The 24148-nt window shown below is 47.7% G+C and carries 24 protein-coding genes; 10 read left to right on the top strand and 14 right to left on the bottom strand.

The features are described from left to right. Nucleotides 1-125 precede the first annotated feature (125 nt). Complete coding sequence (locus tag GJR95_RS29225) at nt 126-347, bottom strand: hypothetical protein (RefSeq protein WP_162389223.1); 222 nt, start codon at nt 345-347, stop codon at nt 126-128. A 536-nt stretch (nt 348-883) separates the two neighbouring features. On the opposite strand from GJR95_RS29225, the gene GJR95_RS29220 reads away from it, so the two are divergent. Then, complete coding sequence (locus GJR95_RS29220) at nt 884-2263, top strand: Gfo/Idh/MocA family protein (RefSeq protein ID WP_162389222.1); 1380 nt, start codon at nt 884-886, stop codon at nt 2261-2263. A gap of 84 nt (nt 2264-2347) precedes the next feature. Here GJR95_RS29220 and GJR95_RS29215 read toward each other — a convergent pair whose 3' ends face one another. The 10 genes from GJR95_RS29215 to GJR95_RS29170 form a co-directional block, all read right to left on the bottom strand. Next, the gene (locus tag GJR95_RS29215; protein ID WP_162389221.1) at nt 2348-3046 is read right to left on the bottom strand and encodes a carboxylesterase family protein; all 699 of its coding nucleotides are present in this window, start codon (nt 3044-3046) and stop codon (nt 2348-2350) included. Between the two features lie 192 nt (nt 3047-3238). Next, nucleotides 3239-4798, bottom strand: a complete 1560-nt coding sequence (locus tag GJR95_RS29210; RefSeq protein ID WP_162389220.1) for a sensor histidine kinase — start codon at nt 4796-4798, stop codon at nt 3239-3241. An 87-nt stretch (nt 4799-4885) separates the two neighbouring features. Continuing rightward, nucleotides 4886-5683, bottom strand: coding sequence for an alpha/beta fold hydrolase (locus GJR95_RS29205; RefSeq protein ID WP_198424751.1), 798 nt, complete (start codon nt 5681-5683; stop codon nt 4886-4888). A 241-nt stretch (nt 5684-5924) separates the two neighbouring features. Next, nucleotides 5925-6578 (bottom strand): alpha/beta hydrolase, encoded by a 654-nt coding sequence (locus GJR95_RS29200; RefSeq protein WP_162389219.1) that lies wholly within the window; start codon nt 6576-6578, stop codon nt 5925-5927. Nucleotides 6579-6622: 44 nt separating this feature from the next. After that, nucleotides 6623-7135: a PaaI family thioesterase gene (locus tag GJR95_RS29195; RefSeq protein ID WP_162389218.1), complete on the bottom strand. Its 513-nt coding sequence runs from the start codon at nt 7133-7135 to the stop codon at nt 6623-6625. A 63-nt stretch (nt 7136-7198) separates the two neighbouring features. Then, on the bottom strand, nt 7199-7651 hold the full coding sequence (locus GJR95_RS29190) for a DinB family protein (protein WP_162389217.1): 453 nt from the start codon (nt 7649-7651) through the stop codon (nt 7199-7201). A gap of 42 nt (nt 7652-7693) precedes the next feature. After that, a complete protein-coding gene (locus GJR95_RS29185; RefSeq protein ID WP_162389216.1) occupies nt 7694-8095 on the bottom strand; it encodes a MarR family winged helix-turn-helix transcriptional regulator in 402 nt (133 codons plus the stop codon). A 77-nt stretch (nt 8096-8172) separates the two neighbouring features. Then, the gene (locus tag GJR95_RS29180; RefSeq protein WP_162389215.1) at nt 8173-8571 is read right to left on the bottom strand and encodes a hypothetical protein; all 399 of its coding nucleotides are present in this window, start codon (nt 8569-8571) and stop codon (nt 8173-8175) included. A 292-nt stretch (nt 8572-8863) separates the two neighbouring features. After that, a complete protein-coding gene (locus tag GJR95_RS29175) occupies nt 8864-9865 on the bottom strand; it encodes a bile acid:sodium symporter family protein (protein WP_162389214.1) in 1002 nt (333 codons plus the stop codon). Between the two features lie 264 nt (nt 9866-10129). Continuing rightward, complete coding sequence (locus tag GJR95_RS29170; RefSeq protein WP_162389213.1) at nt 10130-11056, bottom strand: Ppx/GppA phosphatase family protein; 927 nt, start codon at nt 11054-11056, stop codon at nt 10130-10132. A 57-nt stretch (nt 11057-11113) separates the two neighbouring features. Here GJR95_RS29170 and rpsU point away from each other — a divergent pair, with 57 nt between their 5' ends. The 3 genes from rpsU to GJR95_RS29155 all read left to right on the top strand — a co-directional run bounded on the left by rpsU (nt 11114) and on the right by GJR95_RS29155 (nt 13201). Further along, a complete protein-coding gene (gene rpsU, locus GJR95_RS29165) occupies nt 11114-11311 on the top strand; it encodes a 30S ribosomal protein S21 (protein ID WP_012924721.1) in 198 nt (65 codons plus the stop codon). A 255-nt stretch (nt 11312-11566) separates the two neighbouring features. Further along, nucleotides 11567-12466: a tyrosine-type recombinase/integrase gene (locus GJR95_RS29160; RefSeq protein WP_162389212.1), complete on the top strand. Its 900-nt coding sequence runs from the start codon at nt 11567-11569 to the stop codon at nt 12464-12466. A gap of 60 nt (nt 12467-12526) precedes the next feature. Beyond that, the gene (locus GJR95_RS29155) at nt 12527-13201 is read left to right on the top strand and encodes an EboA domain-containing protein (RefSeq protein WP_162389211.1); all 675 of its coding nucleotides are present in this window, start codon (nt 12527-12529) and stop codon (nt 13199-13201) included. Nucleotides 13202-13248: 47 nt separating this feature from the next. On the opposite strand, the gene GJR95_RS29150 is transcribed toward GJR95_RS29155, so the two are convergent. Both GJR95_RS29150 and GJR95_RS29145 read right to left on the bottom strand, forming a co-directional pair. Then, nucleotides 13249-13920, bottom strand: a complete 672-nt coding sequence (locus GJR95_RS29150; protein WP_162389210.1) for a hypothetical protein — start codon at nt 13918-13920, stop codon at nt 13249-13251. A 6-nt stretch (nt 13921-13926) separates the two neighbouring features. Beyond that, nucleotides 13927-14601: a DUF4136 domain-containing protein gene (locus tag GJR95_RS29145; RefSeq protein ID WP_162389209.1), complete on the bottom strand. Its 675-nt coding sequence runs from the start codon at nt 14599-14601 to the stop codon at nt 13927-13929. Nucleotides 14602-14828: 227 nt separating this feature from the next. Here GJR95_RS29145 and GJR95_RS29140 point away from each other — a divergent pair, with 227 nt between their 5' ends. The 6 genes from GJR95_RS29140 to GJR95_RS29115 all read left to right on the top strand — a co-directional run bounded on the left by GJR95_RS29140 (nt 14829) and on the right by GJR95_RS29115 (nt 22956). Further along, nucleotides 14829-15761 (top strand): TatD family hydrolase, encoded by a 933-nt coding sequence (locus tag GJR95_RS29140; RefSeq protein ID WP_162389208.1) that lies wholly within the window; start codon nt 14829-14831, stop codon nt 15759-15761. A 72-nt stretch (nt 15762-15833) separates the two neighbouring features. Then, nucleotides 15834-16709: a UbiA-like protein EboC gene (gene eboC, locus GJR95_RS29135; RefSeq protein WP_162389207.1), complete on the top strand. Its 876-nt coding sequence runs from the start codon at nt 15834-15836 to the stop codon at nt 16707-16709. Between the two features lie 226 nt (nt 16710-16935). After that, nucleotides 16936-17340: a hypothetical protein gene (locus GJR95_RS29130; RefSeq protein WP_162389206.1), complete on the top strand. Its 405-nt coding sequence runs from the start codon at nt 16936-16938 to the stop codon at nt 17338-17340. Between the two features lie 103 nt (nt 17341-17443). After that, nucleotides 17444-18694 (top strand): TolC family protein, encoded by a 1251-nt coding sequence (locus tag GJR95_RS29125; protein WP_162389205.1) that lies wholly within the window; start codon nt 17444-17446, stop codon nt 18692-18694. A gap of 9 nt (nt 18695-18703) precedes the next feature. After that, nucleotides 18704-19801: an efflux RND transporter periplasmic adaptor subunit gene (locus GJR95_RS29120; RefSeq protein WP_174260242.1), complete on the top strand. Its 1098-nt coding sequence runs from the start codon at nt 18704-18706 to the stop codon at nt 19799-19801. Next, nucleotides 19801-22956: an efflux RND transporter permease subunit gene (locus GJR95_RS29115; RefSeq protein ID WP_162389204.1), complete on the top strand. Its 3156-nt coding sequence runs from the start codon at nt 19801-19803 to the stop codon at nt 22954-22956. Before GJR95_RS29120 ends, GJR95_RS29115 begins: the two co-directional genes overlap by 1 nt. An 82-nt stretch (nt 22957-23038) precedes the next feature. Here GJR95_RS29115 and GJR95_RS29110 read toward each other — a convergent pair whose 3' ends face one another. Continuing rightward, nucleotides 23039-23959, bottom strand: a complete 921-nt coding sequence (locus GJR95_RS29110; RefSeq protein ID WP_162389203.1) for an esterase-like activity of phytase family protein — start codon at nt 23957-23959, stop codon at nt 23039-23041. Nucleotides 23960-24148 lie beyond the last annotated feature (189 nt).

Raw genomic sequence — 24148 nt, 5'->3', positions numbered from 1 at the left:
AAAAAGAGCGGTCAGCCTAAAACAGCTGACCGCCTTCAATAGATGATTATTAACCAGGTATTGGGCGTACTTCTAGATGGCCGCCCGGAATGGATTACTTAATTTAAGCGAAGGCTGCTACAGGATCATTTTGATGGTGCCGGGTATAGTCGATCTTCGTAGTCGTGCAAAAGCCGCGCAACCCGATCCATGTGTATTATTTCTTCCTGGGTCAATTCGGCGTAGGGCCGTTCAAGGAGCTCAGTTAGCACATCCCATAACTCCAGATAAACTAATTTTTCATTCTTTCTACGAGCCTCTTCTGCTTTTACTAGCAGGGTTTGGTTTACTAGTGCATTTGTGTTCATAGTTTGAAAGCATAGCTTTTGGTTTTGTCTTATACTAATATCAAAAACAATGCTATATTCTTCAGATAGACAAAAAAGACTTATTATTTCTTTGATAATTGTACCAATAGAGGGATGTACGCTTACTTGTTCGGTAATTGGTTACTTTTTTCATGTCAACAGGGGTTTCGCTTGGTATGTATAACTAGCTCTGACCGGCCTTGCTTTCTGACCAGCCGATTGGATACGATTCCGCTGAATCACAGTTGTTTACGAGAGTTTCTGAATTGCCGTTGCCGAAGACAAAAGCTCCCTTTTATCTCTGGCTTTTGATGGTGAACAGTGTCTGTTATTTTCTTGATGACTTGCCGCCTGGCGAAAGGTTGAGATTGTTAAATGAAGATTGGTAGTTTCTCAAATTTTCTGCTTTTAAGTAAACCAGGCTTCTCATGTCAACCGCTCACTAAGCAGTGATGATGGTTACCAAAAAAGGCCGGGCGAATACGATAATACAGTCTATAAAACCTGGCGATAGCCGCCTGAAACCCTCAACTTGCATGCATAGTTTCAACATCAATCGTCGCCGTTTTCTTCAGGGGACTACGGCTTCACTTGCCCTTAGTACGTTTGGAGCCAGAGGTTTGGATCTGATTAATCCCGCAAAAACGCTCCGTGTGGGTTTAATCGGAACAGGGTGGTATGGTAAAAGTGATTTATTTCGACTGATTCAGGTAGCGCCCGTTGAGGTTCTGGCGCTCTGTGATGTCGATAAAAACATGATGGCTGGGGCGGCAAAGCTCGTAAGCCAGCGCCAGAAGTCAGGCAAGACCCCTCGCCTTTATGGTGATTATCGGAAAATGCTGGCCGAAAATGAATTTGATATTGTGCTGATTGGTACGCCTGATCACTGGCATGCACTACAAACGATCGATACCATAAAAGCAGGAGCAAATGTTTATGTACAAAAGCCAATTAGTGTAGACGTCATGGAAGGCGAAGCGATGGTAGCGGCTGCCCGTAAATACAATAAGGTAGTGCAGGTCGGTACTCAACGCAAGAGCACTCCTCACCTGATTGAAGCGAAAAAGAATATCGTAGACGCTGGATTATTGGGTAAAATTTCGCACGTAGAGATGTGCTGTTATATCCACATGCGTAACAATTCTAATCCTCCTTTACAGCAGGTCCCCGATTTTCTGGATTACGAGATGTGGACTGGCCCTGCTCCTTTGCGCCCATATGATGGCCTGCCGCACGTACGCTGGTGGCGTACCTTTATGGAGTATGGCAATGGGATCACGGGCGATATGTGCGTCCATATGTTCGATACCGTACGCTGGATGCTAAAGCTGGGATGGCCCAAACGTATCAGCTCTACGGGTGGTATTTATGTGCAGAAAGAAGGGAAATCAAATATTTCTGACACACAGTCGGCCTTATTTGAATACGATGGCCTGAACTGTGTCTGGCAGCATCGGACATGGGGAACGCCCAATAATCCGAATTATCCCTGGTCGTTTACGCTTTATGGCGATAAAGGAACGTTATGGGCCAGCACAATGGCCTACGATTTTATTCCTGAAGGAAAAGATGGGGAAAAGATTCATAAAGACGTTGTCTATGAAAAAGAGAAATATCCGGAGGATGTGACTGAGCCTACCGAGCCTAAAATTGAATTGAATGCAGCTCCTGCTACACGCCTGCACATGCTCAATTTCCTGGATGCGATCGACAAAGGCACCCGCCCGGTAGCAGACATTGAAGAAGGGCATATATCGACTGCCAGTTGTATTCTGGCCAATCTGTCCATGAAAACCGGACGGCCAATTGTCTATGATCCTCAGAAGCGCGAAATCGTTGGCGATCGCGAAGCGAACAGTCTTCTTGTTCGGCCTTACCGTCAGCCCTGGGTACATCCAGACCCTACCAAAGTGTAATCGATAGTAATTGGGGTAACTGAATACTAGTGTCAGTTACCCCAATTACTATTTTTACCCGTTGCCATTCGACAAATTCAAGTCTCATTTATGCTGTTGAAGTAACCAGTCGTAAATGGATTTGTCTTCGTAGAGATACTGAATACCGTGGCCTTCATTTTCTAATCGGGTAAATTTCACGCGCCCACCACACTGCTCCAGCCGCTTAACCAACTGCTCTGTTTCGTTGATTGGAATCACGTTGTCGGCTGTTCCGTGAAACGTCCAGATCGGGACGTGTTTAATGGTACAAACCTGAGTTGAATCGTCGCAACCACCGCACAACGGCACAATGGCCGCAAATTTATCCGGATAAGCTACCGCAGTTTGCCAGGTTCCGTAACCACCGATACTTATGCCTGTTAAATAAATTCGTTTGGGATCAACTCTATATTTTGTTGTCAGTTCATCATAGAGTGGTTCAAACCAATTGTCTGTCGACCAGAATTTACCATCCGGACATTGGGGCGATGCAATGATAAACTGAAAATCCTTGCCTTTATCGACTTGCTGGGGTAGGCCGTATGTCTTGAGTTTCGTTAAGTCATTGCCCCGTTGAGATCCACCGTGAAGATAAATTATCAGCGGATAACTGGCTTTGGTTGCTGAATAGTCTTTGGGCAAATAAAGCAGGTAGTTGTATTTCTCTTTAGGCTTGGCTTTCGACGCTGGCTGTGAATAACCAGCATAGCTGAGGAAAAGAAGTATAAAACAGCAAATAGGCAGGAGTGTGCGTGAAGACATGATTGCAGCGATCAGGCTGCAAAGATTAGCAATTTCTTCAACCAGTTTTTTGCCCTGATCCAGAATTGACCAGTAAAATTTGAACGATAAACATACTTAAGGCTTTCGCGGAGAAGCGTGCCACGGTTTCTGATGATGCTCTTAATAACCGTGGCACGCTTCTCCGCGAAAGTCTTACTACCATTTGATCGGTCAATTAGCCGTCAGTTGATTACTGATACGGACAAACTCGGCCGGAAAGACTAATCGGAATGTTGTTCCCTGGCTTAGTTCACTATCGACCTCAATTGTTGCGCCCAATTTTTCGGTAAGTGCTTTAACGATGGATAAGCCTAAACCCGACGAACCTTCATTATTGGTAGGCTGAGCCGATAGGCGTTGAAAACGCTTGAATAATTTCATACGATCGTCGGGCGAGAGACCCGGCCCTTCATCTTTCACTGCAATCGTTAGCTGGTTATCTCGTAAGGCGAGCTGAATATAGATGCTACGCCCGAATGGCGAGAATTTTACGGCATTGCTGATGAGGTTGTCAAGAATACGAACCAGCGATTCGGGGTCAGAGTGCAGTAATACCGACTGGTCTGTGTGTTCGGTATGTAGTGTAATTTCTTTTTGATAAGCCTGTGCCGAGAATCCGGATACGATGACATCGATCAGGTCATTAAGCTCGATATCTTCCATTTGCACGGGCAGATTCGAAGTGATGAGCTTGTTGAAATAAACGATACTATCGATGAGGTTGAGGCCACGCTTAATGGTTTTTTGGCCATATTCGATGTTTTCGTTCTGTTCTTCGTTCAGTGGCCCATTCATGGGCAGGAAATTAAAAATAAAGCTAAGTGTGGCCAGTGGCGATTTTAGATCATGTGCAATGACGCTAATCAGGTTTTCGATTTCGCGATTGGCGTCTGAGAGTTGCTGGTTTTTATGGTATAATTCGGTTACGTCATTGAATAACCAGATTCGTCCTTTGAAATAGGGGGAGAAAATGGGCCTGGTCAGAACCGACAGAATCCGATCAGAAAATATCCAGAGCCATTCTTTGATGCTAAAGTTCGGATTATGAATAAACTCGGCAGCCGTATGGTTAATGGCATCCAGATTAAGGGCCTGGTTGCGGAGTTTCAGCATCCCCAGCGACAGGTTGGCTGGCGGTGGGCGAAGGTCACCCTGTTCCAGGTCAAGCAGTTCGATAGCGGCCTGATTAACCCAGCTTGTTTCGTCTTCTTCGTTAACAAGCACAACCGCCTGCGGAACAATGCCGAACAAAAACCGATACTGTTGTTCTAAGGCAATCCGCTGGAGCGATAAGCTACTAATCAACACTTTATCGCCAAACCGATAGAGGATATCCTCAGCCTCGTCGGGTTGAATATCCGTTGACATTTTCCAGCCGACTAGTATCCAGCCTTTAAACGTATAATTGCTTAGTCGAAGGCCTGCTACCTGCCGATAGGAGCCGAGTAATCCTTTCAGGGCTCGCCTTGGCGTAAAGTCAGGATCGAAAAAAAAAGAGTGTTCCTGCGTAAGATCGTTTAACTGTGCTGGATTGAGCGGTAATGAAGCTGATTTTGCTAAACTGGAAAATTGTATAGTGGCTGTCCACTCATCACGTTCCTGCAAAACGTAACAGCCATCCGCATTCAGGAACGAAAGAACTTCGGCTATATAAGCTTCCTGTAGTTTCGGACCGATTTCGGTGGCTTCAATAGTGCGGAAACGTTTTTCCAGTGTTTTAAAATCAATCATAATTGATGGGCTGCCAATCGAGTCTACTAGTAAGTTCGGTGTAGACGTAATATGAAATCGGTAACGTATCGAGTGGTCTGAAAATGATTAATTTACAAAAGGCCTGATTGCCTGTATAACCTCCTGGGCACCACTTATATGCGGCAAATGGCCTTCTGTATTGATAAAAGTCAGTATCGCATTTGGCATATGTTTCTCCATATAATAGCTTACATCAACCGGAACGGCAATGTCTACTTTGCCCTGAACCAATAACGTTTGGTGCGGTAAACGGGTAATATCGCTTCGGTGATCGGAGTAAAAAATAACTTTTGCAATTGCCAGTGCTACATCGGGGCGCATTGCTGACAGGGTTTTGGCAAACGCTGAGGCAAACTGAGGGCGGTCTGGATTAGCCATGACCATTGGGGCAAAACCGCTGGCCCAGGCGTGAAAATTGCTTTCCATCTGGGCGAAAAGATCGTCAAGTGACTCTGTACTAAAACCACCTGTATAATTCTCTTCGTTGACGTAACAGGGCGAAGCATTTAATAAAACGAGCCGTGAAAACCAGGTTGGCTCCTGAAGAGCAGCCAGCGTTCCACTCATACCACCAGCCGAGTGACCAACAAAGATGACATCTTTTAAGTCAAGCTCTTCAAATATGTCCAGAATATCGTCAGCGTATGAGTATAGCTGCCTGTATTTTTTTGGGTTAAAGAATGGGACAGTTTTTTCGTTGGCACCTACATAATCGAATAAAACAACCCGGCAATCGTCAAAAAAAGCAGGGGCCACTTCACTCCAGGCCGTTTGATCTGTGCCAAACCCATGAGCAAATACTAATGTTTTGTCAGCTTGCTGATTGCCAAGCAGTCGTACATTATTTCTGGTGAGTATAGACATGATCAGATTATGAAATTTGTTACTAAAATTATATTTTAATTATTTTGTAGTTTACGTTATTGGGTTTATAGTCGAAATTTATGAAAAACAACCTAATTCTACACCACAATATTCGTTAAGCTTACATGAAAAGTTTTTTACCGATACTTAAATTGACTGGAAGGTAGGTTGGTGTTAAAACAAAAAAGCAAAATGTAGCTACATTTTGCTGAAACGATCAGTAGTTAGGGTAGCAGAAACGCTATGAGGCCGTAACAAGCTCGGTTAGAACATCTGGATTTACCTGATGACCGCCATTAAAGGGGGTTATTTTCAGCCCTGGAGCATCGATCTGGAGCTGGTATAAATACTGGTCAACATTGTCTAATTGAGCAATGTATTGATCTTGTCGGCCATAAACGTAGTGTGCATCAACGTTTGCGAGTTTAGCGGGGTCAATCAACTCGCGCAAGCCATTAGGAAAATACCCAGCCCAGAGAATTAACCGATTGGCCTGGATGTGGCCATCATTTAGCCACCGGCAGGCAGTGGCTGCGCCCTGTGAAAAACCAAGCAGCGTGACGTGCAGATCGTCATCGGAATGGCCGTCTAGAATAAGGTCATACAACGAATTCAGATAGGCCAAAAAGTCACTGATCTCACATTCCCGATCCTCACGAGTTAGCCATGAAGCCCCAATGCGTTGATAATCATTGTCTAAGTACAATCGGGATAGCCCCTCAGGTACAATTATAAACGTCTGGTCGTCTGGCAGGCCCGTAAACTTTCGGCCAAAATACTGGGCTAATTGCCCGAATCCGTGAAGGCAGAACCAGACATTTTTTGTGCGGTCGGTTAATGCGCCAATCGTGTAATAGCGGGCCGTACGCTTGACACTGAGGTGATGCTCGATCATGAGTAGAGGTGCTGAACGTCGTGTTGACAGGAGTCTGAAGCTGGTTATTTCCAGGGAAATAGCATACAGGTTGTGGTGGCGTGTGCGTAAAGTTTGCCATGCTCATCCACAATTTTACCTTCGGCAGTGGCTATCGTCCGACCTGCGTGTATAAGCGTACCGATTGCCAGCACTTTGCCGGTATTAACCGTTAATGGCCGAACCAGATTAACCTTCAATTCGAGTGTCGTATAACCCATACCGGCCGGTAAGGTCGAATGAATCGCACAGGCTAAAGCCGAGTCGAGCATAGTACAGAAAACACCACCATGAACCGCTCCGATTGGGTTATAATGAAACTCCTGCGGCACGATTGAGAAGATGACTTTGCCCTCTTCGACCGATTCAATACCCATATCGAGCGTATGGGCAATGGCGGGGGCTGGGTATTTTCCCGCCATCATGCCCAGCAGATAATCCATTCCCGATAATGTAGCACCTACTTTCGCGCCAATCGATTGGTCTTCCCATGAATAGGTACGAGTGCGTTCTGTCTGCTCAAGTTCATTCGGTACCATAAATGCCGTTGTTATAATTGATGAGTTAAGCTTAATGAGGTTGTACAGGTACTCGACCGCCTATCAAAGGACAAATTCTTTCCCTTTTTTCATTGCCTGCACGATTTGTCCGATGTGGTGTGAATTATGATGCATTAGCCTGACTAAACCCTGTTGACGGGTTAGTTCACCAAATGGCGACTGGAGAACTTCATCCCATTGCTCATCGGTTAATCCTGAAAAACCATTAGTCAGGGTAGCCATTGCCCGCTGCATCAGGTTGTTTATCTGGTTTAGTTCAATATCGTGGCCTTCGTCGGTCATGCGTAGGGTCAATGGTCTGAAATCTACCAGCGACTTGAACAGGAAGCCCGAAAAAAATAGCATTGTTTCGGCCATATGCAGGGCGATAAATCCTACAGAGGCCGTTTCAGCGATGAGTCGATTTTTACGATTTTCGTCGTTTAGCTTGCTAAGTGCAGCCTGAATAATCTGCTGGTGCTGGCTCCAGAGTTGGGTAAGCAGTTCGGTTTTCATGGCTTTGAGTGTACGAGTCAGCCTATGGCCTGACGATGGTTCTTATGATTTAGCAATTAATTTTTCGGAAAGTATCGTCAGACCGCCTATCGCGTCCTGGCCAAGCTCATCGCGAACCGCCTGATTCATAACCTTCCAGATTTTGTGGCATTGTTTGGCTAGTGTGGTTCCTTCGCTAGTCAGGTAAAGGCCATTCCGTAGATTGTCAGTCAGCCAGCCGTTTTTTTGCAGTAGTTGCACATCCCGGTTCATCGCCGACTTTTCGATCTGCAACAATTTTCCCAGTTCGGCCTGCTTTACACCCGGTCGGGCGAAGATATTCATCAATAAACCCGCCTGCGCGAATGTTACGCCGAGTGGTGCAAAAGCTTCGTTATACCGACTCGTTACGATTCGGGCCAGCATTCTGAGCCGCCCGGCTATGCAATAATTGTCAGCATCCATCGGGTAAAGATTATAAAGAAAAGTTGTATATGCAACTTGTGGTTTATCAAAAATAGCAATTCACTGGTGCTGTAATCCTAGACTTTGCTTTCGGGGTAGACTTTCTTGTGCTGAGCGACCAATATAGCGTATTGGTCTGGTGTCAGTATGGTCTTATACTGGTGTACTTTTTCGGTTTCTACCGCAACGGCCAGCACTCTCAGTTTTTGATTATTGAGTCCCGACTTTTTTAATTGTTTTACGCCCTCATTATACTTTACAGTAGCATCGGTAATAATCTGTTTGGCTTTGGGCAGTTGCTGGTCGGTAAGCTTAAGTCGTTGTTTATCGGCTTTTAGAACCGATTTAACAATCATTCCGATCGTAGCGCCATTATTCAGGAAAACGAATTTTTCGTTTTCAACGGATTTAGTCTGAGCGGATGTAAGGGTTGATAGGCCCAATAGAAACGCAAATAGTATAGTGATAATTTTCATTGTAGTAGCCTGGAAGAGTGCCCAATTTCAAGTGTTATAGCCTTGCTAATATAGAGGTTTTTAAAACGAAGGAATATAAAATTTATCCTGGGTTTTTGCCCCGCAATTGCCTGTATTGTCGTGTTCTGAGCGTCGGAGTGGGCCCTGCCACGGTTTATTAATCGTCACCAGGAATCGTGGCAGGGCCCACCCCGACATTCAGAACACGATAATTGAGTTCGGAAAAGATAGAGATTACCCGACTCATCAAAACCGGATGCAATAATGCCTTGACAAGTCAACTGCAAACCTATTAAGCGTCCTGAGCTTTCATCGACTGGGGAGATGTATTGTCAAGCGCTATTTCTTTCGGTGGATGCTGACTCCAGTATGTGGCTAGTAGCGAGCCGGTTGTGTTCATGATTGGACCGAACAGAGCAGGAGCCAGTCCTACGGTAGCAACCTTACCCATCTGCACCGCAATGCCAGATGCCAGCCCGCCGTTTTGTAACCCCACTTCAATAGCAACCGTACGGCAACTTTGCTCATCCATGCCGAAGAGTCGGGCAGCCCAATAGCCCAGTGTGAAGCCCGTCAGGTTATGAATCAGTACGCAGAGAGCCAGCGTCCAGCCAACAGTAAGCAGGCTGTCGCGCCCGGCTGCTGTGATAATCGCAACGATAAGAACGATGCCCGCCATCGAAAGCAGGGGCATAACGCGGTTAATCATGACGGCTGACTTATGGAAAATACGGTTCAGAATCAGTCCCACTACCACCGGCACAATCACAATCTGCGTAATATGGATCATCATATCCCAAAGCGAAATTTCGATAAACTGACCGGCCAGCAATTTCATCAGGGCAGGCATCAGGAAGGGAGCCAGCAAGGTTGCCAGTGTGGTTATTGTGATCGAAAGCGGCACATTGGCTTTCGCTATAAAGCACATTACATTCGAGGCCAGCCCGCTCGGCGAGCAACCGATCAGTACAACACCCGCAGCAATTTCTGGCGGGAAACTAAATACATTGGCTAATGTAAAACCCAGCAGCGGCATAATGAGGAAGTGGCAGGACACACCAATAAATACGGCTCGTGGTTGCTGAATGACGCCTTCGAAGTCTTTGATTGACATGGTCGTACCCATGCCCAGCATAATGATCTGCAGCAACGGGACAATCAGTTTTTTTAGCGAAAAACCATTGATCTCTGTAAATGGCCCCGGAAACGTGAGCGCCACGACTACAGCCACAATGATTAATGCAGTATAAATCAAATTACGATACGACGAGCGTTCATTGGTTTCGGCTTTCATTTTATAAAATGACTGATGGAGAATGTATAATGAACGATAGAATAATGGATGACGACGTTAAAAGCTTTAGTTGCTCAAAACTTACCTGTTATACGCTGTAAAGCAGTATACATTTCCCATTAACCATCTTTCATTTACTGTTAGGTAATTAACTCCGTCAAGTTGCTTAGCTGGCTTCCCTCTTCGCTGTGTCGGTTTCTCAAAACCGACACAGCATCTTTACGAACCCGACACCACCTAACACCATCGACTTCTTTGCTGATATCAATAATGAAGCGATGCTAAAACGCCTTCTTTCAATGAATAGGTAGACGTTTGGATTTGCGAAATACCATAGGTTTTTAGTACATAATCAATCAGGCAAACCGCCACAACGATCATATCGACTCGTAGTTCGATCATGCCAGGAATCTGCATACGATCGGCATGATTGCGGGTAACGAGTAATTCATAGGCACGGTAAAACTCGGCAACTGGCAATGTAAACGTGCTTTGTTCTGGATCGGGTAAGTGACCGTGTTCGTGCATAAACCACATATCGATCAGCGTATCGAACGAACCCGATGAGCCAACTAATACCGCCGGATGATACTGGTGAACGGCATTTGCCAGCGGTAGTAATTGTTCCTGGAAATAGTCGTGTAGTCGGCGGATGCTACCGGCTGCAATGGGGTCGCTCGTCATAAACCGTTCCCGTAAACGTTGCCCCCCAATCTCAAAACTCTGTTTCCAGAAAACCCGGCTCTGGTTGCTCAGAATAAACTCGACACTACCACCGCCGATGTCCATCACCAGTGCTGTTGAATCGGTTAGCGCTCCGGCAAATCGTACACCTTTGTAGATGTATTCAGCCTCCGACTCACCCGAGATAACCTGAATCGAAATGCCGGTTGCCTCTTGGACACGGTCAATAAACTCACGCTGATTACGGGCGACGCGAATGGCGCTTGTCCCCATTGCTACGACCTGCTCTGGCACTACACTATACTGATCGAGCACTTGCCGGAAATACGTCAACACATCCAGCGCACGACCGATACCTTCTTCGGTGATAATGCCCTGATTAATTCCTGCCTGCCCGATTTTAGCCGGGCGGCTTTCGCGGAACAGGAGCTTATACCCTGAGTCGGATTTTTCGACGATAAGCAGGTGAAATGTATTGGTTCCTAAGTCAATAATAGCTTGTTTCATAGTAGCAAATCTATTATCTTTGCCGTCCGGTTTTAGCTAAAATACAATATTTAAAACATGCTTATCATTAACGTAAAAGACAACGAGTCGATTGACAAGGCCCTCAAACGCTTCAAAAAGAAGTTCGAGAAAACGGGCGTGTTGCGGCAGTTGCGGTCGCGGACGGCTTTCCAAAAACCGTCGGTAAAGCGTCGCACAGAGATCATCAAGGCTGCGTACAAAGAAAGAATGTACGGCAACCATACCGAGCAATAGGGCAATTTAGCCTTCTGATTTGCCGGTGATGCACAGTTGGACATAGTTCGTTGATTGCGCAGTCAGCAAATTCATGCGCCAACCAGGACTCAGGAGCAGCAAGCAGGGATGTTTGCTGCTTTTTTGTTTGTCCTTTTTAGTCATTCCCACAAAGAACCGATTAGATTTGGTAGTGCAAAGCCAGAGAAGTTATACAAATCGGCTATTTTCTGTCGTTCAGGGTAGTTCAGACGTCATCGTAATCAATAAAATCAAATGAATCCTGGTCCAGAAAACTTCCTCCAGTATATCCGCTACGAAAAACGGCTGAGCCATCATACATTGACGGCTTATGCGAATGATCTGGAGCAGTTCAGTAAGTTTCTGGTTGCAGAGTGTAATATCGACCAGCCCGAACAGGCTGATTTTCGGCACATTCGGTCATGGATTGTGAGCCTGGTCGAAGCTGGGCTGGATAAAACGTCGGTAAACCGTAAAATCGCGACACTTCGGTGTTATTACGGTTTTTTACTGCGTCGGAAAGTCATTACGATTGACCCGATGACGAAAGTACAGGCGCTGAAAACCAGCAAAAAACTGCCGATGTATGTAGAGGAGAAGCCGATGGAAATGCTATTAAACGACATCGATTTCCCGGATACGTTTGAGGGTATTCGCGACAAATTAGTGCTTGAATTGCTCTATGGCACAGGCATCCGGCTGAGTGAGCTGACGGGCCTGAAAACGGTCGACGTAAACCTGTACGAAAAAACCATCATGGTGCTCGGCAAGCGGAATAAACACCGGATTATACCGCTTACTCAGCCACTATATGAGCTTATTCTCCAGTATAATCATGTGAAAAATGAAGCCTTTTCCGGGCAGGCCGATGCTGTTTATTTGGTGGTCAGTGATAAGGGTGTTCCGGCTTATCCGGTTCTCATCCAGCGGATTGTAAAGCGGCATCTGAATCTGGTCACTACGCTTGAAAAGAAAAGTCCACACATACTTCGGCATTCATTTGCCACGCACCTGCTCAATCGTGGGGCTGATCTGAACGCCATTAAAGATTTGCTGGGGCACAGTAGTTTAGCGGCTACTCAGATTTATACACATACGAGCCTGGAGCAACTGAAAAAGACGTATGATCAGGCGCATCCGAAGGCGAAAAAATAACGCGGGCTTCCCGTTCGCTTTTACATTCAGGCGGATTAGACGTCCGCGTTACAAGGCAGTATGAATATCCTCCAGATGAGTCAGACGCTGTTCTATTTGATCGAGCAGCAACCTAATTCCGAACAGGCAGTCAGTTATCTGCGGCAACAGGCCGATTCGTTCCAGAGTAACCCGCAGGTTCCGATTTTTTATCGTGTCTTCACCGCTTTGCCCCGCTTTGTGGGCAAACAACCGGTTGATGTACCTGCTGACATTACGTTTGCGCTGGAGCGGGTACGTCCCGGTTTTGCCGTTCTGGGCTGGACACTTGATCGATTAGCGAGGGTATGGTGGCTATTGCAGTTTCCTGTCGACGACGAATCGGTATACGTCAAAACAATCGGACAGCTCTTCAAAGCCGGTGAGTTGAATGAACTGGTTGCGTTATATAGTGCGTTGCCCGTACTGGCTTTCCCGGAGGCATGGCGGTTTCAGGCAACGGAAGGAATTCGAAACAACATTGCCGATGTGCAGTCAGCCATAATGCTTCACAATCCCTATCCGGCTGATTATTTTGACGAAGCAGCCTGGAATCAGATGATTCTGAAAGCGTTTTTTACCGACAAAGACGTTACGCAGATCATTAAACTCTATGAGCGAAAAAACGCCCGGCTCGCTCACACGCTGGCAGACTATGTTGCCGAACGCCGGGCTGCCGGGCGTAGTTTGCCACCTGCTATTGAAACGCTTCTGTAAAAAAACAGTATACGGGTAGATGGGGTTAACCCACCGTAAACCGTATGCTAATACCAGCGATACGAAATTCCTAGCGATAGCATTAGTGATGGACTACTGTTTTTCAACTGGTCGTAATTGAAGAACACATTTTGATACTGAGCCTGAATTTCGGCCCCCAGACCCTGTTCGCGTTTGCCGTAATATTTCAGCCCGATAGCGGGGGCAATGGCTCCTTTAAAGCCCGATTTCTGATCGGCCAGCGTACCGAAATAGTTCGTATAATCCACAAAAGCGCCACCTCCGGCAAACTGAACATACGGCCTGATCGCAGCGGTGTTATCGGCAAAGTAATAAGAAAGCGAAGCCATTGCCGGAATGATCGATAAGGTTCGGGTTTGAACCGCCGAGATATCCTGCCCACTATTGTCGGACGAATAACTGATAACCTGGCGACCCAGTCGTTGCTGCGTGTACTGATAGCCGGTTTTTATACCCAGCGAAAACCGCTGAGGGAACAGCCATTCGCCCTCAAGGGCAAAATTGGTGGGAGACGTCCGGTCGATATACCCTTTTTGCCCGCCCATCGGAAGCGAGACACCGTAACGTGCCGAAATATTGAACGTTACATACTCCTGAAAAGGCGACGGAAATGCGTTTGCGTATTCATCGCGATTATCCTGTGCCCAGGCGGCTGTAGTCAGCGCCATGAGGGCAATTAATGCTAGGATCGGTTTCATGATTTCTTAGTTGGCTGCCTGTAAATAAGGCGATTGGTTAAAAATGGCCTTGGTGGCCGTATCGACGGCTTGCTGATCCGGAATGTCGGCCCCACGTACGGTCGCGTCATAAATAACGGTCAGTTGGGGTTCGGTGCCGGGGCTGGTTGCTGGCCGGTTTTTGAGGTCAACAATCTGAATTTCCCAGTATTGATCGGCTACCTGATACGTATAATAGCTAGGGTAATACGGATAGTAACCACCAAACCCACCCAGACCGCCAAATCCACTTCCCCAATAGCCGCCATAATAGCCATAAGGATCAACGCCAACACCCGTGTAGAGGTTATTGACCCGAATAACAGCTACCCCCAGATCGGCACTTTCGCCCTTCGTGACCCGCTGAAATCCCTTGCCTGTTAGGGCATTGGCTACATTCGATACAAAGCGGCTTTCAAGCGGCCCCAGAGAAGGCTGATAGCCTGAATTTGATTCAATGACTACCGAGTCGGGCAGGCTGAACGTTTTGTATTGACTAAAATTAACCGAGCGATCGTAGTTTGTGATGTAAACCGGGCTGTCGGCCGGACTTAAATCATTCACCGCATTTTCTTTGCAGGCAGTCAGGCCACCGGCAATGGTCAGGAGCAGAACGGTGTAAATGCCCCATTTCCCTTTTCTTAGCTGTTGAAGCGTTACCATAATTGTATTTGTTGATTAGGCCGATTTTCGAACGAATCAGGATTCATGGATGATCGAGATTTGTGCGAGAATTCGGTAACTCTCTATAAAACGAATGGACTAATTAAGGGTTTGCAAAAAAAGGATTAAAATGTGGATAAAAATTCGTGCGTGATCAAGCCGGATTTTTACGGAACTTTGCCCGTCAATCAGGGTTTTACTAAAATACCCTTACTACCGATTTACTCATGAGTTTTATGGATTCCATTCGTGGCATGTCATTCTTCGATATGCACGTTCACATGACCTCCCGTACCACCGATGATTATCAGGCTATGGCCGATGCAGGTGTGGTAGCAATGATTGAGCCTGCTTTCTGGCTGGGTCAGCCCCGTACGGGTGTCGACTCGTTCCGGGATTATTTCGCGAGTCTGGTTGGGTGGGAGCGTTTTCGGGCATCGCAGTTCGGAATTCGCCATTATTGCACGATCGGCCTGAATTCGAAAGAAGCCAATCAGGAAGAATTGGCTGAACAGGTTATGGAAATTCTGCCATTATTCATCTATAAGGAAGGCGTAGTGGGTGTGGGCGAAATCGGCTTTGATGATCAGACCGCTGCGGAGGATAAATACTATCGTGCGCAACTGGATCTGGCGAAAGAAGCAGGGTTGCCTGTTCAGATTCACACCCCGCATCGCGACAAAAAACAGGGAACCAGCCGAAGCATGGATATTGCCATCGAACATGGCCTGGAACCTGGAATGGTGATTGTGGACCATAACAATGAAGAAACCGTTCGTGAAGTACTGGACCGGGGGTTCTGGGCGGGATTCACCATTTACCCATTCACCAAAATGGGGAATGAGCGCATGGTCGAAATTGTGAAGCAATATGGTCCGGAACGAATTATGATTAACTCGGCTGCTGATTGGGGTATCAGCGATCCATTGGCAGTACCCAAAACGGCCGCTTTGATGAAACAAAGTGGTATTTCGGACGAGGCAATCAAGCTTGTGACGTTTACGAATGCTGTGACCGCCTTCGCACAAAGTGGCCAGCTTAGCCTCGATGAACTGATGCAACCGAAGGGTATCGACCAGAGCCAGCGTTATAACGGCAGTTCGGTGCTGCGTGGCGGTCAGGCACCGCGAGTAGATAAAGAATCAACGATCATTAAATAGTGAATGAACGAATGGGTGAATGAGCGAATAAGATCGTTAAAATTCACTCTTTCGCTCGTTCATTCTTTCACTATGTTAAAAGCACTACTATCCCTCACTCGTCCTGCCAATCTCGTTACGGCCATTGCCGACGTGCTGGCTGGTATGGCCATTGCGGGTTATTTTCTCGTTCAGAATCCGGCTCCGGCTCCAGTCGGCTGGCTCGCTTTAGCCACCGTTTGTTTGTATGGCGGTGGGGTTGTTTTTAACGATGTGTTCGACGCCGAATTAGATGCTATCGAGCGACCCGAGCGCGCAATTCCGAGTGGGGTAGTCAGCAAGAGTACCGCTACTTTATTAGGTGCAGTTCTGTTGATAGTCGGGATCGCTGCCTCATTTTTAGTGAATCAAACGGCCGGATTACTGGCCATTGGCATTGCCGTTGCCTCGCTTGTTTATGACCGGTTCGGTAAGCATCATGATTGGCTGGGGCCGGTCAATATGGGCCTTTGTCGGGGAATGAATCTACTTTTGGGTGTGAGCATTATTCCTGAGCAGGTTTTGCCTTGGGCCTGGATTGGTTTAGTGCCGATTGCTTATATAGCCGCTATTACCATGATTAGTCGGGGCGAGGTTCATGGCGGTAGTGTAACAACGCTGCGGGTAGCAGGTCTGCTATATGCGCTGGTGATTGGCTGTGTAGCGGCACTCGCCCAGCAGCAGCAGCAGCTGGGGACAGCGCTTCCCTTTCTGATTTTATTCGGGTATTATATTTTCCCACCACTCTGGCGGGCCGTTCGGGAGCCGGTAGGGCAGAATATTGGTATGGCTGTGCGGGCCGGGGTGCTTTCGCTGATTGTCATGAACGCGGCCTGGGTCGCAGCTTTTGCCTCATTCCCATTGGCGATGCTGGTATTTTGCTTATTGCCCCTGTCGCGGCTGCTGGCAAAGATTTTTGCGGTAACCTGATTTTAGGACTTTCGCAGGGAGTGTAATGCCGTCTATAACGCGCAACAGTGCACATCCAGCTATCTTCTTGAAGGTCAAACCCGAACCATTTCAGATTAAAAACGAGTCTGTTCTGGCATCTGGTCATTACAAATCTGTTGTGTATCCAAATTTTCGGGTAGCCTACTGAGCAGTTTAGAGATTGAGTAACTACGTACATTGCGTATCTTTAGGGACAATAAACCCTATGCAACGCAAACGCATCTTTTTCTGGCTTCAACGGCTGTTTTATATGCTGATGGCGCTCCACGTGATCAACCTAAGTGTAGATGCGCCTGATCAGCATATCTATGTTTCGGCGACGGGAGTAATCCAGGAAGATTTGACGTTCAATGAAATAGAAAGTATCAGTGAGTGGGTCCTCGAACATGTATTAGGTATCGATGATGCCGTTCCTGAGCACGATGAGCCGGATACAGGCGATGCTGTCTCTAAAATACACATTAAGCTCTCCCTGCCGCAGCGACTTCTGTTTATGGTGTTGCCATCTAAATCTGTAGCGCAGGCTGATTCGGTTAAATTTCTCTTTCTTTCGCTGCCATACCTATCTTGTGCTCAGGAAATTAATGCTCCTCCACCCCGTTTAGGATAAGCGTCAACTCGCCTTGTGTTTATAGCGGCTCAGCCGCAACGTGAAGGCCACCCGGCTTGTCACCCGCGCATTTCTTGTATTCTATTATCCTATTGTTTCTCCTATGACTAATTATATAGTCTGGGCGGTGGTGTTGTTAGGCACCACCGCCCAGGCTCAGGACACGTTGTCTGTTAGCCTACGCCAGGCCGACAGCGTGTTTTTGCAGCGAAATTTATTAGCGCTGGCCGGTCGCTATCAGATTGAGGCAACTCAGGCACAGGTTATTCAGGCCCGGCTGCTGGATAATCCGACGGTCAATGTTGAGTTAAATGCCTACAACCCAGCCCTGCATCGACCGCTAGATGTGGGTGGCCAGGGGCAGAAGGCATTTTCCATTCAGCAAACAATTCTGCTGGCGGGTAAGCGGAATAAACGGGTTGCCGTTGCTACCGAACAGGCCCGGCTCACGGAACTACAATTCACCGATCTGCTCCGAACACTTCGATTTGAGCTGCGAAGCCGGTTTTACGATGTCTATTTTACGCAGAATACACTTCGGGAATACATCAATCAGCGAGCACGATTGACGGAAACAATTCGGGCGTTTGAACGGCAGTATAACCGCAATAATGTAGCCCTGAGGGAATTAGTCAGGCTTAAAGCGCTCCTGTTGCAGCTTAATAATGATCAGTTGGATCTGCAAAATCAGTTAACGGAGCATCAGCGGGATTTACGAACGTTGTTGCAAACAACAGCCGTAATCCGACCTCTAACATCGGAGGCCGACCTGAATCGGTACAAAACGGCGTTACCGCCATTGGATCAGGCTGTTAACGCGGCTTTCGATAACCGACCCGATCTGCGTGGGGCCGAAACGCTGGTGCGGCAGGCCGATGCAAACATCGCTTTGCAGAAGGCACTGGCCACGCCCGATATCCGGGTAGGGGGCCTATACGATCAAAACGCCAGCTATACGCCCAATTACACCGCTGTAACGGTAAGCATGGACTTGCCCGTTCTGAATAAGAACCAGGGCAACATTCGTTCAGCGCGGGCACAGGCCGACTACCAGCGTCTGGTTCAGCGCAACGCGCGCGTGGCGGTTGAAAATGAAGTGCAGGCCGCTTTGCAGCGAATTCGGCAAACCGAAGCTGCTTATCAGGCAATCGATCCCAGTTTTTCGGCGCAATTCGATGATTTAAACCTGGGGGTATTGCGCAACTTCGAACGGGGCAATCTGTCGCTCATCGAGTTTGTGGATCTTTTTGAAACCTACCTGGAAAACGTGCAGCAACTCAATCGGCTGAATGCTGATCGGATTAACGCCTACGAACAACTCAACTTCACAGTCGGTATTGACCTGTTTAAGTAAAAAATCAGCATGAATCTCATCAAGTTAATTGGTTGCGCCGGGCTATTGGCCCTGATGGCTGCCTGCTCGAAGGAAGCGAAAACCGCCGACGAAGTCGAGGGAAAGAAAGACGCCTTTGCCCTGACCGACACTATGTTAAGTCGGGTTAGTACCGAGGTCGTGGTGGTGCAGCCCGTCCGTAGTCAACTCCGACTGATTGGCCGGATTGTGCCCGACGAGAATCGCGTCATTAAAGTGTTTCCGTTGGTTGGTGGTAATGTCCGCGATGTTCGTGTCGAACTGGGCGATTATGTTCAGAAAGGTCAGACGCTGGCCGTCATTCAGTCGAGCGAGGTAGCTGGCTACAATAGCCAGTTAGTGCAGGCTCAGGCTGAGCTGCGGTTGGCGGAGAAAAATCTTCAAGTCGCTAAAGAGATGTATGCCGACAAATTGAGCTCGGAGCGGGATGTGTTAGCGGCCCGCCGGGAGGTTGAACGGGAAGAAGCAGAATTGACCCGCCTGAAAGAAGTACTCCAGATTTATGGCGCTGATCAGCAATCGGTTGCCCTGGTAAAAGCACCGATTTCGGGCTATGTGCTCGAAAAAAATATAAACCAGGGTACGCAGCTTCGCTCCGACGATGCGAATGCTGTGTTCACCATTTCGCAACTGAATGAGATCTGGGTGTTGGCCAACGTAAATGAATCCGACATTGGCCGGGTGAAGATCGGTTTACCCGCTCAGATTCAGACGCTTTCTTACCCCGATCGTATATTTCACGGAACGGTCAATAAAGTGTATAACGTACTGGATCAAACCACTAAAACCATGCAGGTACGCATCCGGCTCGCCAACGAAAAGATGTTGCTCAAACCCGGTATGAATGCCAGCGTTGTTCTGGCATTTGACGATGGCGGCAGCATGCCTACCATTCCGGCCAAAGCGCTGATTTTTGACAAGAGCAAACAGTTCGTGATGGTTTTCCACGACCGACAGCATATCGATACCCGCGAAGTGCAGGTTCACCGTTCACTGGGCGATGTTGCCTATATCCGCAGTGGACTAAAGCCCGGTGAAAAGGTAATAACTCAATCGCAGTTACTCATTTATGACGCCCTTAACGACTGATGAATAATCTCATAAAATCCATTCTCAGTTTTTCGCTGAAAAACCGCTTTTTTGTGTTTTTCATGGTGGCCGCTTTGACCGCAGCGGGGGTATACAGCTACCTTAATACACCCATCGAAGCCTTTCCGGATGTTACAAATACGCAAATCATTGTTGTAACGGAATGGAACGGGCGAAGCGCCGAAGAAGTGGAGCGATTTGTGACGGTACCGATCGAGGTAGCCATGAATTCGGTACAGCGTAAGACCAATGTGAGGTCCATAACCATGTTTGGCCTGTCGGTCATGAAAATCATCTTCGAAGATAACGTCGACGATTTTTTTGCCCGCCAGCAGGTCAATAATCAACTTCGTACTATATCGCTCCCCGATAATGTAGAGCCTGATATTCAGCCACCTTATGGACCCACAGGCGAGATTTTTCGCTATACATTGAAATCCAAAAGCCGCGACACGCGCGAACTACTGACGATTCAAAACTGGGTTATTGACCGCCAGCTCCGGGCTGTGCCGGGTGTAGCCGATATTGTTGCGTTTGGCGGCCGGGAAAAGACCTACGAGATTATGGTTAACCCGATGCAATTGCAGAAATATGGCATAACGCCATCGGAGGTCTATAATTCCGTTACTCAGAACAACCTCAACGTAGGGGGCGATGTCATCGAGAAAAATGGGCAGGCATACGTCGTACGGGGCATTGGGCTGTTAACTAACATTGCCGACATCGAAAATATTATTGTTGACGAACAGGGCGAACTACCCGTTCTCGTACGTGATGTGGCGCAGGTGGTCGAGTCGAATCAGCCGCGTGTGGGGCAGGTGGGCCTGGACACAAACGACGATGTGGTCGAAGGCATTATTGTGCAGCGGAAGGGCGAAAATCCGTCGGAGGTGCTCAAACGGGTAAAGGATAAAATTGCGGAGTTGAACGAAAAGGTGTTGCCATCTGACGTGAAGATGGTCACCTTCTACGACCGTGACAACCTAATGGCCTACTGCACCGAAACCGTATTGCACAACCTGGCCGAAGGCATTCTGTTCGTAACGGTTATCGTCTTTCTGTTTATGGCCGACTGGCGTACTACCCTCATTGTCAGTATTATTATTCCGCTGGCACTGCTGTTTGCTTTTGTCTGTTTACGCCTGCGGGGTATGTCGGCCAATCTGCTGTCGATGGGTGCTGTCGATTTCGGTATCATCATCGATGGGGCCGTGGTTATGGTCGAGGGTATTTTCGTTGTGCTCGATCATAAGGCGCATAAAGTTGGGATGCCGAAATTTAACGGGCTTGCCAAACTGGGGCTGATCCGGAAAACGGGTACGGAGTTGGGCAAGGCTGTTTTCTTTTCTAAACTGATTATTATCACGGCGTTACTGCCCATTTTCTCGTTCGAGAAAGTTGAAGGCAAAATGTTTAGCCCACTGGCCTGGACCTTAGGTTTTGCTTTAGTTGGCGCACTCCTGTTTACCCTGACGCTGGTGCCCGTTCTCTGTTCAATTCTGCTCAACAAAAATGTGCGGGAAAAGAACAACCCCATTGTTAATTTCTTCAACCGTGTTGTGATGCGAGGGTTCACCTGGACCTATGGCCATCCCAGGCTGAGTATGCTGATGGCGCTGGTGTTTATGGGCCTTACGTTTGCGTCGGCTTCGCTGCTGGGCACTGAGTTTCTGCCTCAGTTGAACGAAGGGGCGTTGTGGGTAGAAGCTAAATTGCCCATGAGCTCATCACTGGCCGAGACAACTAAAATGGTTCGGACGTTACGGAGTAAGCTAATGGCTTTTCCGGAAGTAAACGGCGTTCTGTCGCAGACGGGCCGCTCCAATGATGGCACTGATCCATCGGGTTTTTACTATGTACAGATGCAGGTCAACCTCAAGCCCAAGAAAGAATGGCCTGAACGGGAGACCGGCCATCAGTTGACAACCGATCAGCTCATCGAAGAAATGGATGCTAAACTGAAGGTTTTTCAGGGGATAAATTACAACTATTCGCAACCGATTATCGACAATGTCGCTGAAGCGGTGGCGGGTATGAACGCCAGTAATGCGGTTAAAATTTTCGGAAACGATCTGGCTGAACTGGACAAGTATGCGAATCAGGTCATTGCGGCCATCCGCGATGTGCCCGGTGTCAAGGATGTTGGCATTCTGCGAAACGTTGGTCAGCCTGAAATGAGCATTTATGTCGATAAGCAAAAAATGGCATTCTATGGTGTTCGGGTTGGCGATGCCGAAGCGGTTATTGAAATGGCGATCGGAGGAAAAACCGCGAGTCAGCTCTACGAAGGCGAACGAAAATTCGATATTCGGGTGCGTTACCAACCCGATTTTCGTAAGAATGAAGAGGACATTGGGCGGTTGATGGTGCCCACAATCCGGGGAAACAAGATTCCGTTGAAGGAGATTGCCGACATCCGCACGCTCACGGGTCCGGCCTTTGTTTATCGTGACAAAAATAAGCGGTTTATTGGCGTGAAATTCTCAGTGCGGGAGCGGGATCTGGGTAGTACCATTGCCGAGGCACAACGCAAAGTACGTCAGGCCGTCAAATTTGACCGTGGTTACGAGGCCGAGTGGACCGGCGAATTCGAGAACCAGGTTCGTGCCTCCAAACGACTCGGTCAGGTAGTGCCGATTAGTCTGCTGGCAATTTTTGTCATTCTGTTCGTTCTGTTCGGTAACGTCAAAGATGCGGCACTGGTCCTCTTGAATGTACCCTTCGCTCTGATTGGTGGTATTCTGGCCTTGCACATAACAGGAACTATTTTCGGGATCTCGGCGGGCGTCGGCTTCATTGCCCTATTTGGCATCTGCGTTCAGAATGGCGTTATACTGATATCGGTTTTCAATCAGAACCTCATGGCGGGTCTGAGTTTAGATGAAGCAGTTGCCGAAGGTGTTCGATCACGTATCCGACCCGTAGTGATGACGGCCATGATGGCTGCTATCGGCTTATTACCGGCCGCGGTCAGTACCGGAATTGGTTCTGAAACACAGAAGCCGCTGGCTATTGTTGTAATCGGTGGGCTGATCACGGCAACCATATTGACATTGCTGATTTTCCCAATTATCTATCGCTTCTTCAATCGGCATCGGGCGCATACCATCTCTCGGAGAGGGCAGCGGAGTGTTATGGAAAAAGTAGATGTGTAATATGTTGATAATGAGGTGAATAATTATGGTAAAAGCGTCCGTTTAAAATAACCAAAACAGGGGTATCTGGCGGGATAGGAATTTATCGTCTACGCAAAACAATGACCTGGTTGCGTAGCGTTTGGTTTCGACGGAAGTTATCGTCGGCCATTAACACAAGCGTCTGTTTTTGGTCATCTGCCCAAGCCATTGCTTCGAGGTTGCAGACTGCATCCGGAAATTGCCTGTTGAAATCGAACGCTAACTCCTTCGTTAATGTATGCGTAGTTGCGTTCTGAGTAGCCAGATACAGATTCGCCATTACGCGTTTCTGACTGGCATCATAACACCGTTCGAGTATGAGTAATCGTTGGTTATCAACGGCCAGAATTTCTGAAATACCGCCCAATCGCTCTTCGCCCTGTGCGAAGGGGCAGCGGTTGATGGGGTAGCGGTATCGCTCAACAACTGGATCAGGTAATAGCGGATTGGGGTAGTAAAAAAACGTGATTGTATCCTGATTCATACGGGTTTCGCCTTCCCATCCGGCTTCGGGCGCTACCCACAGTGCTCCCGATGGGGTAACGGCTATACCCTCAAGTCCCTTGTTCGGTCCCGGAAGCGGTAATCTCAGCAATATGTGTTTCGCGCTATCGCTGGGCGATTTGCCGTAGAACAGTGAGGTGACATTTTCGTACTCATCGGTCCAGAAATAAGTGCCGGTGCTGCCAGCATACCGAATACCCTCGAACCAGAACGGTGTTTTTTCCTGACGTGCCAGCCGGGAGACGTCGCCCAGGTCCCGAATGCTGTGAATATTGTGGAAAACAAAATGCCAGCCCCGATCGCTAACCAGATGCCAGTCGCCGGTAGCGGGCACAATGTCAAGGCCAGAAATGCCGCGCAGGCTGTCGCGAACGAGCGGAATTGTTGTCGAGTCTCCTTCAAAGGTAAATTGTAGGTTCTGACTATGGGTAACTTTTCCAGTTACCAGAAAAAAGACAAGGAGAAGTAGCGTTCTCATAGTAAGTGAAGAAATGCTAAAGTAGGTCAAATTAATCGAGGTTGAGCCTATCTGGATCCGGATACGGTTAATCCGAAGTTTCTGTCATTGGCCTCTTCTAGTACATGGACAGCGAGTTTCTCTAAGATAGTTTCTATTTCCTCAGCTCTGGCCTATCTATTTAACAACTACTTCTGGATCATACAATAC

The organism is Spirosoma endbachense (assembly GCF_010233585.1).
Taxonomy (GTDB): domain Bacteria; phylum Bacteroidota; class Bacteroidia; order Cytophagales; family Spirosomataceae; genus Spirosoma; species Spirosoma endbachense.
This window is presented reverse-complemented; position numbering and strand designations above follow the sequence as displayed.